The 13,282-nt window shown below is 60.1% G+C and carries 12 protein-coding genes and 2 pseudogenes; 3 read left to right on the top strand and 11 right to left on the bottom strand.

The features are described from left to right. Nucleotides 1-414: 414 nt before the first annotated feature. The 10 genes from NKJ28_RS26450 to NKJ28_RS26405 all read right to left on the bottom strand — a co-directional run bounded on the left by NKJ28_RS26450 (nt 415) and on the right by NKJ28_RS26405 (nt 10,264). Nucleotides 415-2,616 (bottom strand): xanthine dehydrogenase family protein molybdopterin-binding subunit, encoded by a 2,202-nt coding sequence (locus tag NKJ28_RS26450; RefSeq protein ID WP_352509242.1) that lies wholly within the window; start codon nt 2,614-2,616, stop codon nt 415-417. Between the two features lie 3 nt (nt 2,617-2,619). Beyond that, the gene (locus NKJ28_RS26445; RefSeq protein ID WP_352637555.1) at nt 2,620-3,078 is read right to left on the bottom strand and encodes a (2Fe-2S)-binding protein; all 459 of its coding nucleotides are present in this window, start codon (nt 3,076-3,078) and stop codon (nt 2,620-2,622) included. Nucleotides 3,079-3,379: 301 nt separating this feature from the next. Next, entirely contained in the window at nt 3,380-3,616 is a 237-nt protein-coding gene (locus tag NKJ28_RS26440; protein ID WP_352637554.1) for a hypothetical protein, read from the bottom strand. Between the two features lie 2 nt (nt 3,617-3,618). After that, nucleotides 3,619-5,199: an IS66 family transposase gene (gene tnpC / locus NKJ28_RS26435; protein WP_352637552.1), complete on the bottom strand. Its 1,581-nt coding sequence runs from the start codon at nt 5,197-5,199 to the stop codon at nt 3,619-3,621. A 62-nt stretch (nt 5,200-5,261) separates the two neighbouring features. Then, nucleotides 5,262-5,615: an IS66 family insertion sequence element accessory protein TnpB gene (gene tnpB / locus NKJ28_RS26430; RefSeq protein WP_352637551.1), complete on the bottom strand. Its 354-nt coding sequence runs from the start codon at nt 5,613-5,615 to the stop codon at nt 5,262-5,264. Next, the gene (tnpA, locus tag NKJ28_RS26425) at nt 5,612-6,025 is read right to left on the bottom strand and encodes an IS66-like element accessory protein TnpA (protein ID WP_352637550.1); all 414 of its coding nucleotides are present in this window, start codon (nt 6,023-6,025) and stop codon (nt 5,612-5,614) included. The genes tnpB and tnpA overlap by 4 nt, the downstream gene beginning before the upstream one ends. A 92-nt stretch (nt 6,026-6,117) precedes the next feature. Beyond that, nucleotides 6,118-6,390, bottom strand: a complete 273-nt coding sequence (locus NKJ28_RS26420; protein ID WP_352637591.1) for a DUF4917 family protein — start codon at nt 6,388-6,390, stop codon at nt 6,118-6,120. 676 nt (nt 6,391-7,066) lie between these two features. Then, complete coding sequence (locus NKJ28_RS26415) at nt 7,067-8,482, bottom strand: mannose-1-phosphate guanylyltransferase/mannose-6-phosphate isomerase (RefSeq protein ID WP_352637549.1); 1,416 nt, start codon at nt 8,480-8,482, stop codon at nt 7,067-7,069. A gap of 242 nt (nt 8,483-8,724) precedes the next feature. Next, a complete protein-coding gene (locus tag NKJ28_RS26410) occupies nt 8,725-9,714 on the bottom strand; it encodes a nodulation protein NodZ (RefSeq protein ID WP_352637548.1) in 990 nt (329 codons plus the stop codon). 394 nt (nt 9,715-10,108) lie between these two features. Then, on the bottom strand, nt 10,109-10,264 hold the full coding sequence (locus NKJ28_RS26405) for a hypothetical protein (RefSeq protein ID WP_352483792.1): 156 nt from the start codon (nt 10,262-10,264) through the stop codon (nt 10,109-10,111). Between the two features lie 247 nt (nt 10,265-10,511). On the opposite strand from NKJ28_RS26405, the gene NKJ28_RS26400 reads away from it, so the two are divergent. The 3 genes and pseudogenes from NKJ28_RS26400 (at nt 10,512) to gmd (ending at nt 12,863) form a co-directional block, all read left to right on the top strand. Then, the gene (locus NKJ28_RS26400; RefSeq protein ID WP_352637547.1) at nt 10,512-10,859 is read left to right on the top strand and encodes a hypothetical protein; all 348 of its coding nucleotides are present in this window, start codon (nt 10,512-10,514) and stop codon (nt 10,857-10,859) included. Between the two features lie 495 nt (nt 10,860-11,354). Next, a pseudogene (locus tag NKJ28_RS26395) lies at nt 11,355-11,661 on the top strand (nodulation factor ABC transporter ATP-binding protein NodI); the annotation flags it as partial. A 131-nt stretch (nt 11,662-11,792) separates the two neighbouring features. Next, nucleotides 11,793-12,863 (top strand): GDP-mannose 4,6-dehydratase, encoded by a 1,071-nt coding sequence (gene gmd, locus NKJ28_RS26390; protein ID WP_023718702.1) that lies wholly within the window; start codon nt 11,793-11,795, stop codon nt 12,861-12,863. Between the two features lie 167 nt (nt 12,864-13,030). Here gmd and NKJ28_RS26385 read toward each other — a convergent pair. Then, a pseudogene (locus NKJ28_RS26385) lies at nt 13,031-13,162 on the bottom strand (integrase core domain-containing protein); the annotation flags it as partial. Between the last annotated feature and the right edge of the window lie 120 nt (nt 13,163-13,282).

Raw genomic sequence — 13,282 nt, 5'->3', positions numbered from 1 at the left:
AAAGGAAGATCGCGTCGGTGTGCAGCCTTCCTGAGAAAGGTCGCGGTAGAGCCAACTGCTGACGCTCAGCGCGAAGACATCAATGTCCTGTTATGGGGCCGTCAGAGGACCGGCCGCTCCTCGCGCCCAGAAAGCGATAGCAGACATGCAATAGGTGGTACAAAAGTCTCTAGCGTGACCCTTTCGAGACATTTGCGTGCGGCATTTGCGTCTCGAAAGCGGTTCTTCAGTGCTACCAGCACCAACGACCGTCTGCGGTCGTTCAGAAACACGGGTTACCGTCTCTAAACCGGATATTGAACCGGGCAGCCGCCGGAAATTGATCGAATGGAGGTGATCGCCTGTCAGGAGGCGTTCAAAAACGACCTACGACCGCGATCTTCATCGCGGCCGTTTTCATGGTGTCATTCCCGGCTATGCTGACAAGTTCTTTATGATCGGCAGCTTGCGGATCGTCTTGCCCGTCGCCGCCCGTAGCGCGTTGGCGACGGCCGGGCCGATCGGCGGCACACCGGGCTCGCCAACGCCCGTGGGCGGCTCGTCGGACGGCACAATGTGCACCTCGACGCGCGGCATCTGCTCGATCCTGAGCGGCGTATAGGTGTCGTAGTTCTCTTGGTCTATGACACCGCCCGTCAGGGTCAGCTCCTCCTGGAGGATCGCGCCTAGCCCGAAGCCGATACCGCCCTCCATCTGAGCGCGGATCTGGTCAGGATTTATCGCGGTGCCGCAATCTACCGCGCAGACGACGCGGTCGACTTTGAAATCATTTCCATCGTTGAAGGTGATCTCCACCACCTCGGCGACATAGGTGGAGAGGCTTTCATGCAGGGCCACGCCGCGGAAACGGCCTTCCGGCAGAGGCTTGTCCCAGCCTGCCTTCTCAGCAGCCAATTTCAGCACGCCGGCATGCCGTGGATGGTGACCGAGCATCGACAAGCGGAAATCAACCGGATCACGGTTCGCAGCGGCGGCGAGCTCATCGATCAGGGTTTCCATTGCGTAAGCGGTGTGGGTGGAGCCTACCGAACGCCACCACAGCACTGGGATGTTCACGTCCGTCGTGGTCAGCTCGACCTTCAGGTTCGGGATCGCATAGGGCAGGTTGGTGGCGCCCTCCACGGAGGTCGGATCGATGCCGTTCTCGATCATCGCCGCAAAGGGCGAACCGCCCGCGATCGATTGGCCCACGATGTGGTCATGGAGAGCGACGACATTGCCTTCCTTGTCGAGCCCCGCCTTGACTGCGTGCACATAGACCGGCCGGTACCGCCCACCCCGCATGTCGTTCTCGCGGGTCCACTGCACCTTCACTGGCTTGCCGGGTCCCAGTGCACGCGCTGTGGAAACAGCTTCGATAATGAGATCTGCGTCCGAGACCGCTCGGCGGCCGAAGCTGCCGCCGGTCTTCATCACGTGCAGCCTCACCTTGTCCGGCGTGGTGCCGCCTACTTGAGCGGCAGCCGCCTGATAAAGGTCGGGCATCTGGTGTCCGCCCCAGACGTCGATGGTGCCGTCTTCGTTGATTCGGGCGGCCGCGTTGAGTGGCTCGATCGAAGCATGGACAAGATAGGGGAATTCGTAGTGCCCTTGGATGACTTTCTCAGCACTGGCCAACGCTGCGGGAGTGTTACCGTCGTCGCGCGCGGTGGCCGCGCCCGGATCGTCTGCTGCCTTAGTGTATTCGGCCATGATCTCGGCCGTGCCGCGCCTTTCGGCCTTCTCTTCGTTCCAGGTCACCTCCACGAGATCGCGGCCCTTGAGCGCCGTCCACATGTCCCTGCCAACCACGGCAATGCCGCGCGGCGTCTGGACGACATCGACAATGCCGTGGAGTGCCTTGGCCTTGGAGGCGTCGAAGCTCTCGATCACAGCGCCGAACTTCGGCGGATGGATCATAACGGCCGTATTGAGTCCATCCATCTTGAGGTCGATCGTGTAGGTCTGCGCGCCATTCGTCTTGCCGGCGGAATCGTAGCGCTTGAGGCTGTCCGATCCGATCTGGGCCCACTTGTCGCGCGGCTTTAGCGGCACGTCGTCGGGAACCGGCATTCCCGCTGCGGCTTCAGCCAGGTCACCGAAGCGCGCCTGCATCCCTGAGGCGTGCGACACGACCCCGGAAGCGACTGTGATCTCGCCGGCTGGCACGTCCCACCGCTGCGCCGCGGCCGCCACCAGCATGGCCCGTGCGGCAGCACCCGCCTTGCGGTAGCGCTCCCACGACGAGCTCATCGACGTGGAGCCACCGGTTCCCTGCGCGGCCCCGCCCCAGGCGAGATTGCCGTAGAGCGCGGTATTGCCATATCCGCCGACCACGTGGACCTGCGCCCAGGCGCCGTCGAGCTCTTCCATAACCAGGGTGGCGATGCCGAAATAGGAGCCTTGTCCCATCTCGAACTGCGACGAGTGGACGACGATTCGGTTCTCCGGTGTGATCTCGACATAGGTCTGGAAGGGGTTCGCCTGGACCGTTGCAAGCGTCGTTTGTGCGTTGGCGGGCGCGGCCATCATTAGCCGGTAGCCCACGGCGAGGCTCGCGGTGGTGACGGCCGTGCCGAGGAGGAACTGGCGGCGCGTGGGTCCCACGGCATTATGCTTCGGGAGAAACTGCAACATGCCTCAAGTCTCCAGCCGGTTGGCGGTCTCGTGGATGGCCGCGCGGATGCGATGATAGGTGGCGCAGCGGCAGAGATTGCCGCTCATCGCCGAATCAATATCATCGTCCGTCGGCTTCGGCGTCTCTGTCAGGAGGGCCGCGGCCGACATGATCTGGCCAGACTGGCAATAGCCGCATTGAGGTACGTCGAACTCGGCCCACACGGCCTGGACCGTTTCGCCGATCTTGCCCGACACGCCCTCAATGGTGGTGATCGAGGCTCCTTCGATGTCCCCGACTGCGGTCTGGCACGAGCGCGTCGGCATGCCGTTAACGTGAACCGTGCAAGCGCCGCACTGGGCAAGGCCGCAACCGAATTTCGTTCCTGTGAGTCCGATGCCGTCACGGATCGCCCAGAGCAGCGGCATCTCTGGATCGACGTCGAGTGTTCGCGCCTCGCCATTGAGGGTAAAAGCGACCATGGTTTGCTCTCCTTGTCCTGAGCTGGCTATCTCGTTGCGCCTCCGCCCGGCTAGGAACCGGATTCTTATTGCTGAGGCATAGCGACCACAGACTAGGATCGCGCAGCTCGAGCAACAAGCCGCTAGCTGGCAATCGCGAGATCGTGAAGTGGCTCGTGTCGAAAGGCTGGAGGCAACTGAATGTCATTTTTGGGCCGACCGGCCGGTCAGTTTCCGGCTCGATGACCTGGTTGGCAGTCATTCCGCTTCTAAGCCTAAACCCCAGACATGAACGTAAGCGCCCGGTCATGACCCGGGGCTCTTACCGGCCATCATTTTGACCTCTGCCGCGATTGGCTTTGTGTTCGCGGATGAAGTCGGTCAGGCATTCGAGGCCGAAGTCTGTGAAGGCGGGGATCTGTTGATCGTCGGGCCCGTAGACCCAGAGGCAACCGTCCTCCGGTTCCATGTCGACATAGACCTCCCACAGCAGCTCGGCGTCCTCGCCGAGCATTTCGGCGGCAAGCGGGAGGGTGTAGACCCGGGTGATCGCGGCCACGGTCAGGCCGCCAGTCTGGTGTCGGATCGGGGGCGCCAGTTCCAGGGGAGAAGCTCGTCGATGCGATTGGCTGGATGGTCGCTGACGCGGCCGATCAGGTCGGCGAGATAGGCCTCCGGATTGATGCCGTTCAACTTACAGGTCTGGATCAGGGTGTAGAAGACCGCGGCGCGCTCGCCGCCGGAGTCCGAGCCAAGGAAGGTCCAGTTGCGTCGTCCGAGCGTCAGGGGGCGGATCGCCCGTTCGGCGGCATTGTTGGTCATCTCGAGACGGCCATCTTGGGTGAAGCGGCAGAGCGCCTCCCAGCGATTGAGGCTGTAGCGGATGGCCTTGGCGAGGTCCCCCTTGCGGCTGATCCTGCCCAGGCTGGCCTCCAGATAATTCTTGAGGTCGGCCAGCAACGGCACGCTCTGAGCCTGGCGCACGGCCAGACGAACTTCGGCGCTCCGGCCGTTGATGTCGCGCTCGACGGCGAAGATCGCGCCGATCTTGTCCAATGCCTGACGCGCGATCGGCGATTTGGTCTTAGCGTGCTCGTCGAACAGTTCGCGCCTGGCATGGGCCCAACACGCGACCGGCTCCAGGCGCGGGCGACCGGTGATCGGATCCGGTTCGTAGAGCTTGTCAAAGCCGGCATAGGGGTCGGCGTGCAGGAAGCCGGATGCCGGCGCCAGCAGAGCGTGGGCGTGCTCGCCCTTGCGGTCAGGTGAGTAGCGATAGAAAGCCGCCGGCGGATTGGGCGAGCCCCAGGTGCCTTCGTCGCGCACAACGACCCATAGCCGGCCGCTTTTGGTGCGCCCGCGTCCGGGATCCTGAACCGGAATCGGCGTGTCGTCGGCATGGATGGCCGGGCCGGCGCGAGCGTAGTCGCCGATGCGCTCGGCCACCGGCGCGACCAGCCAGGCGGCCCGTCCGACCCAGTCGGCCAGGGTCGATCGATCCAGGTCGACGCCCTCGCGGGGGTAGATGCCGGACTGTCGGTTCAAAGGCAGGTGGTCGCAATATTTGGACACCAGCACGTGCGCGATCAGCCCTTGGCCGGGTCTGCCGCGCTCGATCGGCAGGCTGGGCATCATCGGCTGGGTGATGGCCTCGCAGTCCCGGCAGCTCAGTTTCGGCCGCACATGCACGACGACCTTGAAGTGTGACGGCACATATTCCAGCACCTCGCGTTCATCGTCGCTGATCCTGCGCAGCCGCTCGGAACCGCAGGCCGGGCAGGCGCAAACCCCGGCGTGGGTGATGAGCTCGCGCGGCAGGTGATCGGGCAGCGGTCGGCGATTGCCCACGCGCTGTGGCCTGGTCGGCGCCGGCATCGCGCCTGGCATCGCCGCAGTCGCATCGTGGCGGGCTTCGCTGGCGGCCTCGGCCTCCTCCAGATCGCCGATGATCAGCTCGAGCAGATCGATCTGCCGATCGAGCTTCTCGGACGACTGGCCGAAGCGCGCGCGCCGCAGCGTCGCCAACTGGGCTTTCAGCTTCTCGATATGCAGCGTCTTGGCGTAGAGCTCGGCCTGCAAAGCCGCCGCGAACGCGCGCAGCGCGTCCGGATCCGACGGCAATTCCGCAGTGGCGAGAGACATGCCGGCTTATAGCAAAGTCATGACTCGCGAGCGAGGATAAATGCTTGGAATCAGGAACTTATTTAGATGGATTCCGGGCGCGTGACCGGTTCCGGCGCAACTGTCCGCCGCCAGTCGATCCCTTCGACGAGCAAGGCCAACTGGGCCGCTGTCAGCTGAAGCCGACCCGCCACGATCGGCGGCCAGACGAACTTTCCCTGCTCCAAGCGCTTGGCGAACAGGCACAGCCCGCTTCCGTCCCAGGCCAGGATCTTCAACATGTCGCCGCGCTTGCCCCGGAACACGAACAGCGCCCCGGAGAAGGGATCGGCGGCCAGCACGTTCTGGACCTGGGCGGCCAAGCCATCCATCCCTTTGCGCATATCGCACGGCTGCGTCGCCAGATAGACCCGCACCCCAGACCCAGGCGCTATCATGCCACCGCCTTCAGAGCCGACAGCACCCGCCGCAGCGCTGCCTCGGTGACCTCGGCGTCCACCCGCACGCGCACACCGCCGACCAGGACGATCTCAATCATGCCGCGCTGTTCCGCCCCGGCCGCCGCGGCTGGTGAGGCAGCCGACGCGCTGCTGATAACTTCGACGGGGACCAATTCCAGCGGCGAAGCCGCCGACGTCGGCGTGCGCATCTGCCGGCGCCACGCGAACAACAGGTTCGCATTGATGTCATGCCGCCGCGCCACCAGCGACACCGACGCCCCAGGCTCACAGCTCTCGGCAACCAGCCGCTGCTTCTCTTCGAGAGTGTATGACTTGCGCCGGCGGGCGCGCGCCGTCTCGCCACGAGAATGTTGGCCTGCCACTCCATCCGTCGCGATCGTGTCCATTAAGCCCCACTCGTGGACACTATCTTCAGCGTCCAGAGCCCGACCCCTATCCGATCCGAACCCCGCCACGGAAGGCGGTCGTCACCGGGCACTTACACATGAACTGTAGCAGCATCATAAAAGACGACATCAAGCGGCGATTTTTCGTTGCGCTGCACCGCTAGCTCGTTCGCGTGGTTCATGATCCGCTGGTTATCCGCGGATGCTGGTTCACCATAGATGCCAACACAGAGCTTGCGAAACTTGCCACGCGCTATGCGGTTAACGATGTGGTCGTCATTCGTAGCGAGCGAATGGCCGAAAATGAAGAAGCAATGGCTGGCGGTCTTCACATTCGCGGTGAACTGCTTGAAGCCTTGGTACAGGTAGGCATTGTGACGGATCTTCGCCTTCTTCTCGGCGCTGGTGGGCTGATGAAGGGCGCCTTAGGGTCATGATTTCCGGTTCATCGCGCTGCAATGACCGATGAGTCACAGACGCTGCATTTCGCGCTAGACCGCAGCTGCGGTATTCTCGATCATACGCTCAGCCATCCTATTCGCACCTCGTTGCCGCCGTTCGCCGCACCTATCGATCGGAGGCCTTCCAGCCTCGCGATAGCCGCGCTATGTGGCTGCACACAACCTGACGACGAACAGGAGCAAGATTGGACACATAGAAACCAGCACAAGATCGCCCTCCCCCTGTCCTTGCTCGTTTTCAACGAAAACAATCAAACTGAGTGCTGCGGGGATAGCGAGCTCGATTTGGCCCACTTCAGAGCGAAGTCGGCCATAAGCCCATTGATATAACTTTGGTGGGCCCTGAGGGTGCTTGGAAAGTCAGAAATATCAAAGGCTATTCGACAGTGGGACTGTGTTGCGTTACTATGCTCTCCGGTCTTTTCCGGTTGATTTGTCCCACCCTGATGCCGATTGCGGTCATTCGCCGCTGCCTTGGTCAATTCCCGATTCCACAAGCATCCGGTCCTGAGTGGGCAGACGGCCTTCCTAGTGGTAATTAGTCAGCGACACGTTGACCGTTCTCGTCATGCGGGTGAATCTACGTTCGACCATATACGTCGTCGAAGCGAACGATATCATCCTCGCCGAGATAATCGCCGCTCTGCACTTCAATGATCACCAGGTCAATTCTGCCTGGGTTCTCCAGCCGATGCTTATGGCCGCAGGGGATGTAGGCTGATTGGTTTGTCGCCAGGAACAACTCCTGCTCGCCATTGACGATTTTCGCGGAGCCGCTGACCACGACCCAGTGCTCCGAACGATGATAGTGCATCTGCAGGCTCAGCCGCCGACCGGGCTTCACCTCGATGCGTTTGATCTTGAAGCGCTCGCCTTCCTCAAGAACCGTGTAGGTACCCCACGGCCGGTGTACCGTGCTATGGACCAGGTGAGCTTCATGTCCTGAAGCCTTGAGGCCCTCGAACAGCTTCTTGACGTCCTGAACGCGGTCGCGGGATGCGACAAGCAAAGCGTCCGGGGAATCGACGATCACCAGATCGCTGACACCGACCGTGCCGATGACGCGCTTGTCGGAGCTCACATAGCTGCCGGTCGTGTCGACCATATGCACATCGCCGCGTATCCTGTTCCCGCTTTCGTCGGGGGCGATCAAATCGGCCATTGCGTTCCAGGATCCGATGTCGTTCCAATCCATGTCGCAGGCAACCACGGCAAGTTTGTTCGTCTTCTCCATGACAGCGTGGTCGAGCGAGATTCGCGGGGCGGAGCCGAAATGCTCAGGCGCGAGTTCGATTTTGGCAAAGCCTTCGCCTTGACTGAAGCGCCCGTTCTCGTAGCTGTCGGAGACGGCCTGGATCACCGCGGGGCAATGCGATGCCATCTCGTTGAGCATGGTTTGTGCGCTAAAGCAGAAAATGCCGGCGTTCCAGAAGAAGCGCTTGGACGCGATATAGGCTTTGGCTGTGTCCAGATCCGGTTTTTCAACGAAACGGACGACTTTCTCACCATCCGCTTCGATATAGCCGAATGCCGTGTCCGGTCTGGTTGGGGTGATGCCCAATGTGGCGATCCGCCCGAGCTTCGCATGTTCGATGGCCCGGCACATGACGTCTAAAAATGCAGGCAGGTTGCCAACCATGTGATCGGCTGGGAAGACGCATAGAATCGCGTCAGGGCCTTGCGTTGCCTTGGCATGGATGGCGGCTGCCGCAACGGCTGCGGCCGTATCCCGGCCTTCAGGCTCGAGCAGAAAGGTGCGTGGCAGGACCACGGAATCTAGTTCGTCGAACTCGTCCTTGGTAAGGAAGAGGTGTTCCCCAGATGTCACGGCGACGAGTTCCACTACGCCCTTTATGGAACCGACGCGCAGCAAAGTGTGCTGAATGAGAGAATGTCCATCTGCTACTTTAAGGAAAGGTTTGGGGTGCGATTGCCTCGAAGCGGGCCATAGCCGCGATCCGGCTCCACCGCTGATGATGACGGGAACCACTTTCATTAAACAACCTCGATTTCGTCTCTGGAGTGATTGCCCGCGCCCTTTCGAGCGTTAGCGTCACGATCGCCGTCGCTCTGGCTTGGTCTGCGGCCTCCGAGTAACAGCGAAGTTCTGGCGCGTTGCCGAACGGCCTCAGATGACGACGCTATCGGTATCGTACGACGCTTCCATGGCCTCGATGAGAAATGGACATTCAACTATGCCTGTTGGTTGCATCCGCCGAATTGTGCAGGTGGCGGGTCTTAACTGAGAGCAGAGATTCTTTGGCTGTCTTCTATCAAAATCAAACGACTTGGCTCCTTCAGATCGAACTCAATTACCCGTGGTACGAAAAGGCGTGCATATCGTGTAAAGGCGCTCGTCGGAGGAAACCGAATTACAGTATCGCAGCGCCCGAGAAGATACATCTCAACGAGGGCGGAAATTGCGCCGTCCATCCCAAGTGCTGCAGTGTGTAAGGGGCCGTCTTGATCGGATCGGAAATGCTTGGGGACGGTGAGAAGATCGGGAAACTTGGCCGACAGATGATCCAGGATTTGCTCGCTGTCCGTGCACAAGAACAGCCGCACAGGCTTGGGGTGCGGTAACGCTTTAGCCTTATCAACCGCAGTGCACACTTGTCGAACGGCGAACTCCGGATCGGCCCAGTAGGGGGCATGGTCCATGATGTCTTCACCGTTACCATGTCGAACATGAACCCCGATGATGCTGTGCCCCTCAAAACATTCCTGGTAAATGGCATCTATGCGTGTTTGAATTTCAGACCGAGGCTTGACACTCTGGAAGACCTGCCGCTCGGCATCCTCATCGCAGCGCCACATCAAGCAAGCGTCACACACTACTGTGTTCGCTTCGACATCGTGTTCGGCCTGAAAGAGCTCGCCCAACTCGTCGCGCTCTTGGAAAATCTGCTCATCTGGGCGGTAAAGGCAGTCGATCGCTGGCCTATTCCACCATTCCGGGAAGAATGGACCCGGGAAGGAAAAGTCGTTGATCCGGTCGTCGCAAATAGCCGGTACGCCAGCGATGTCATTGATCGGTTGGAAGAACACCGGAAAGGCGTTTGTGAAGGGTTGGTCGAGATAGCAGGACCCGCGCCAGTCGACGGCTAGCGTTCGTCCCGACCGCTGAGCGTAGCGCCAAGCGGCCGCCAGCGACCACAGACAATCACCGAACCCCGTACGCCTCTGAGAGACGACGAACCGGCCCTTTACCAATCCACTGACCTGCATTTTCGGAAATCTCGTTTCAGAGACGAGGTTGCATCTGGCTTGGGATCTCTTAATCGATACTAGTCGATCGTTACGCCGGGCGATTTGGTAGAGGCTGCGCGTGGGGCAGAAGAGCTCCCTCAGCACTGCCTATCCTTATCTCTGTGACGCTCGCAAATCTTGACGCCGGGTACACTCGCTTCCGGTTTAAATTCAGCGTTCTCTAATGCGCCCGGCGACATGTGTAAAATTGATTGCGTGGATGTGGCCCATCCATGTGATGGATACTAAGGCGGTCCTTGACCATGAGCCTCTGCTGACGTGGGGCCGCGCTTTGCTAAGCGAAACAGCCGGTCGAGGCAGTCCACAAAGTCCCTTTTTCAAGTCCAATTCTTAACTGCCTCAACGTAACATGTCATTTGCGGGCGTTTCCTGAAGGACGGATGTGCAGGACCCGCCAGCCGTCGAATGTCAGGCGCAGGCCATCCACGTCATTTATGGCCATCATGGCGTCCGGTCCCATCGAAAGATGCGACACGGCGCCCTCTGACGCTTTCAAGTGCGCCAACATGGCGCAACTCCTGCCGGATAGCTTTCGAGCCGGCTGGACTGAGCGACTGGCACGCGATGCTGTGCGACGATGGCCGGGAGAGGAATTTTGGCGTCTGCAGCCATGTGGAGGATCGTTCCGACGGTTCTGCGGGTTCTCGGTGTCAGAGCCGACACCTCTGCGAACCCGCTCTCGTCCGTTTTCGACAGGCCCTTGAGGTTCATGACCCTGTTGTTCGCCGAGATCACCGGCCAGTTCAGCGATCCAGGTGAAGATCGGCACGCCTGTCGATGCGGCGATCATCGCCTCGGCCAGCGAAGATGATGAAGAGGGCCATTGGGTCAAGTACAAGCGCCGACCAGCGTTTCATTGCTTCAAAGCCCATTTCGGTGCCTACGCCGATACGGCCCTTGTCGAGGAGATCGCCGTCACGGCGCCCACACCGAGGACGGCAACGCCGTTCCTGATGCTCTGCCCGACAATCCCGGCGAAGTGTTTGCCGACAGCGCCTACCGAGGCAATCATCTCGGCGACGCGGTGCGCGCCAAGGGTGGAAGGCCGCGCATGTCGCAACCGCTATGTGGGGGCGCGACGAGGCCGAAAGCTCGACGCCTAGAACCAACCGATCCACAGAATTTGTACTCGGATCGAGAAGATCTTCGGCACCTGTAGCCGGATGCGATGGCGAGGGCTGGCAAAGGCGGCCGTTCAAATTCGCCGCACTGCGATCGCCTACAGTATGAAACACAGTTTGATGGTCGCCTCGTCCCGCCCATCGTTGAAGCCCAGCCACCGTTTTCGGGCTAGCGCGCCCGAAATTCCTTGGAGGTCAATACGTAATGCCCTACCCGGCTTTTCGCCGCCGTCTCAGATGTGCGGTTCGCCCGAAGCCCCCGACTGCCACGAATTTTGTCTTCGCGCGGAGCGAAACCTCGTGCCCACGACTTTGTGCCGCCGATGGTGCCGCGCTGCCCTGTCAAACAATCCATTTTATGGATGCACCTCATCCAAACAATCGATTTCACTGATCAAAACAATTTCCATTAGAAGACGCTGAAGCAGGCAAAGATTACTTGGTCAGCGCAAAAGAGGGATGGTGGAGTTCTAGTGTGGGTTGGACCCACATGCTCGCCATTTTATCTGGGAGCCCTGTTGGCGCAGGGCAATACGATTCTACTGGCCACCCACTTCGTGGAAGAAGCGGAGCGGCTATGCAACCGACTGTGCGTGCTTGAGAACGGATGTAGAATCCCAGAAGGGCGTCCTAACTCGCTGATTGATGAGCAAATCGGGTGCGACGTGATTGAAATCTATGTCGCTCACCCCGTGAGCTGAGTTCGGCACTCAGGCCGCATGTGCGACTTAGGCAGGTTAGCGGCGAGACTCTGTTTTGCTATGCCTCGAAGCAGGAGCAGGTGTGCTCGCTGGCTGACACTGTCAATGACGAGCTCCGCGCCGCATCTGTCGAAATCCTACCATAGGGTATGAGGCGGGCCGCCGGTGTGGCGAGCCAGATTCGAAACTTCAACTACCATAGAGCAGGAAGAAAATGGGCGAGAACAGGAAAGTTGCTCTGGTTACGGGCATAACGGGACAGGATGGTGCCTATCTCACGCGTCTTCTGCTGGAAAAAGGCTACGTCGTTCATGGGATTAAGCGACGTTCCTCTTCCTTCAACACGGGTCGCATCGAAGACATCTACCAAGACCCGCACGATCCCGATCCGCGCCTAATTTTGCATTACGGTGACCTCACTGATGCGACTAATCTCATCCGAGTAGTTCAGGAATCCCAGCCAGACGAGATTTACAACTTGGCCGCTCAGAGCCATGTCCAGGTGTCGTTCGAAACGCCGGAATACACAGCAAACGCCGACGGTATCGGAACATTGCGACTTCTTGAGGCGATCCGCCTCCTCGGTCTGAAGGACAAGACCCGCTTCTATCAGGCCTCGACTTCAGAGCTCTACGGCCTCGTGCAATCCGTACCGCAGAACGAAACAACGCCCTTTTATCCGCGCAGCCCTTACGCCGCCGCCAAGCTCTACGCCTACTGGATCGTGGTCAACTATCGCGAGGCCTATGGTATCCATGCTTCCAACGGCATTCTATTCAATCATGAAAGCCCACTGCGCGGCGAAACTTTTGTGACGCGCAAGATCACCCGCGCCGCCGCTGCTATCTACCTCGGCAAGCAGGACAAGCTTTATCTCGGCAATCTCGATGCTCAACGCGATTGGGGCCATGCGCGTGAGTACGTGCGTGGTATGTGGATGATGATGCAGCAGGATCAACCGGATGATTACGTGCTGGCGACGGGCAAGACGACCCCTGTCCGCCAATTCGTCGAATGGGTTTTCGAAGATGTCGGCGTCGAGCTCGAATGGCGTGGTGAGGGAGTCGACGAAAAGGGCTATGATGTCGAGACCGGCAGATGCCTAGTCCAGGTAGACCCACGCTACTTCCGCCCCACGGAAGTCGATCTTCTCCTGGGCGATGCCACCAAGGCGAAGGAGAAGCTCGGCTGGGTGCATGAGACATCCGTGCGCGAGCTCGCCGCGGAAATGGTGCGGGAAGACCTCAAGGTCATGCAGACATCGGTAATAATGAAGGAAGCATAATGTACGATGTGAAGGGAAAAGCCGTGTGGGTCGCGGGCCACAAGCATGGTGGGCAGCGCTGTTGTACGCCGCCTCGCGTCTGAAGACTGCAAAGTTATGGCCGCCCTGACGTTTCCCCCAAATTTTATCCAGTCGTGAGTTCGTTTCCGGGGGTGGATTTGCCCTGATCCGATGTGCGAGTGCGGACGCGCGCCGTTGTAATCGGCGCGCCATACATTGAGCCTCGCGCGGGCCTGGGCCAGGGACGTGAACCGCGTCTCGTTGAGGAGTTCATCGCGAAGGTGGCCGTTGAAGCTCTCGCGTTAGGGTCCTAGCCAACCTCTGACTGTGAACTCGCGGAAGCGATTTACGGCAAGCGCACACAGCAGCTCGTCCACGGCGTTCGTACATGAAGTTTGGAAACTTATAACACTGGTACA

The organism is Mesorhizobium sp. M0145 (assembly GCF_040322355.1).
In the GTDB taxonomy this organism is placed as follows: Bacteria; Pseudomonadota; Alphaproteobacteria; order Rhizobiales; family Rhizobiaceae; genus Mesorhizobium.
Note: the sequence above shows the minus strand (reverse complement) of the source record. Positions and strands in the feature narration are given on the sequence as shown.

Excerpts from the sequence above, each read along its gene's own strand:
- NKJ28_RS26445 (WP_352637555.1), bottom strand. The coding sequence starts at position 3,078 with ATGGTCGCTTTTACCCTCAATGGCGAGGCGCGAACACTCGACGTCGAT.
- gmd (WP_023718702.1), top strand. The coding sequence starts at position 11,793 with ATGGGCGAGAACAGGAAAGTTGCTCTGGTTACGGGCATAACGGGACAG.
- NKJ28_RS26415 (WP_352637549.1), bottom strand. The coding sequence starts at position 8,482 with ATGAAAGTGGTTCCCGTCATCATCAGCGGTGGAGCCGGATCGCGGCTA.
- NKJ28_RS26405 (WP_352483792.1), bottom strand. The coding sequence starts at position 10,264 with ATGTTGGCGCACTTGAAAGCGTCAGAGGGCGCCGTGTCGCATCTTTCG.
- tnpC (WP_352637552.1), bottom strand. The coding sequence starts at position 5,199 with ATGTCTCTCGCCACTGCGGAATTGCCGTCGGATCCGGACGCGCTGCGC.
- tnpB (WP_352637551.1), bottom strand. The coding sequence starts at position 5,615 with ATGATAGCGCCTGGGTCTGGGGTGCGGGTCTATCTGGCGACGCAGCCG.
- tnpA (WP_352637550.1), bottom strand. The coding sequence starts at position 6,025 with ATGGACACGATCGCGACGGATGGAGTGGCAGGCCAACATTCTCGTGGC.
- NKJ28_RS26410 (WP_352637548.1), bottom strand. The coding sequence starts at position 9,714 with ATGCAGGTCAGTGGATTGGTAAAGGGCCGGTTCGTCGTCTCTCAGAGG.
- NKJ28_RS26450 (WP_352509242.1), bottom strand. The coding sequence starts at position 2,616 with ATGTTGCAGTTTCTCCCGAAGCATAATGCCGTGGGACCCACGCGCCGC.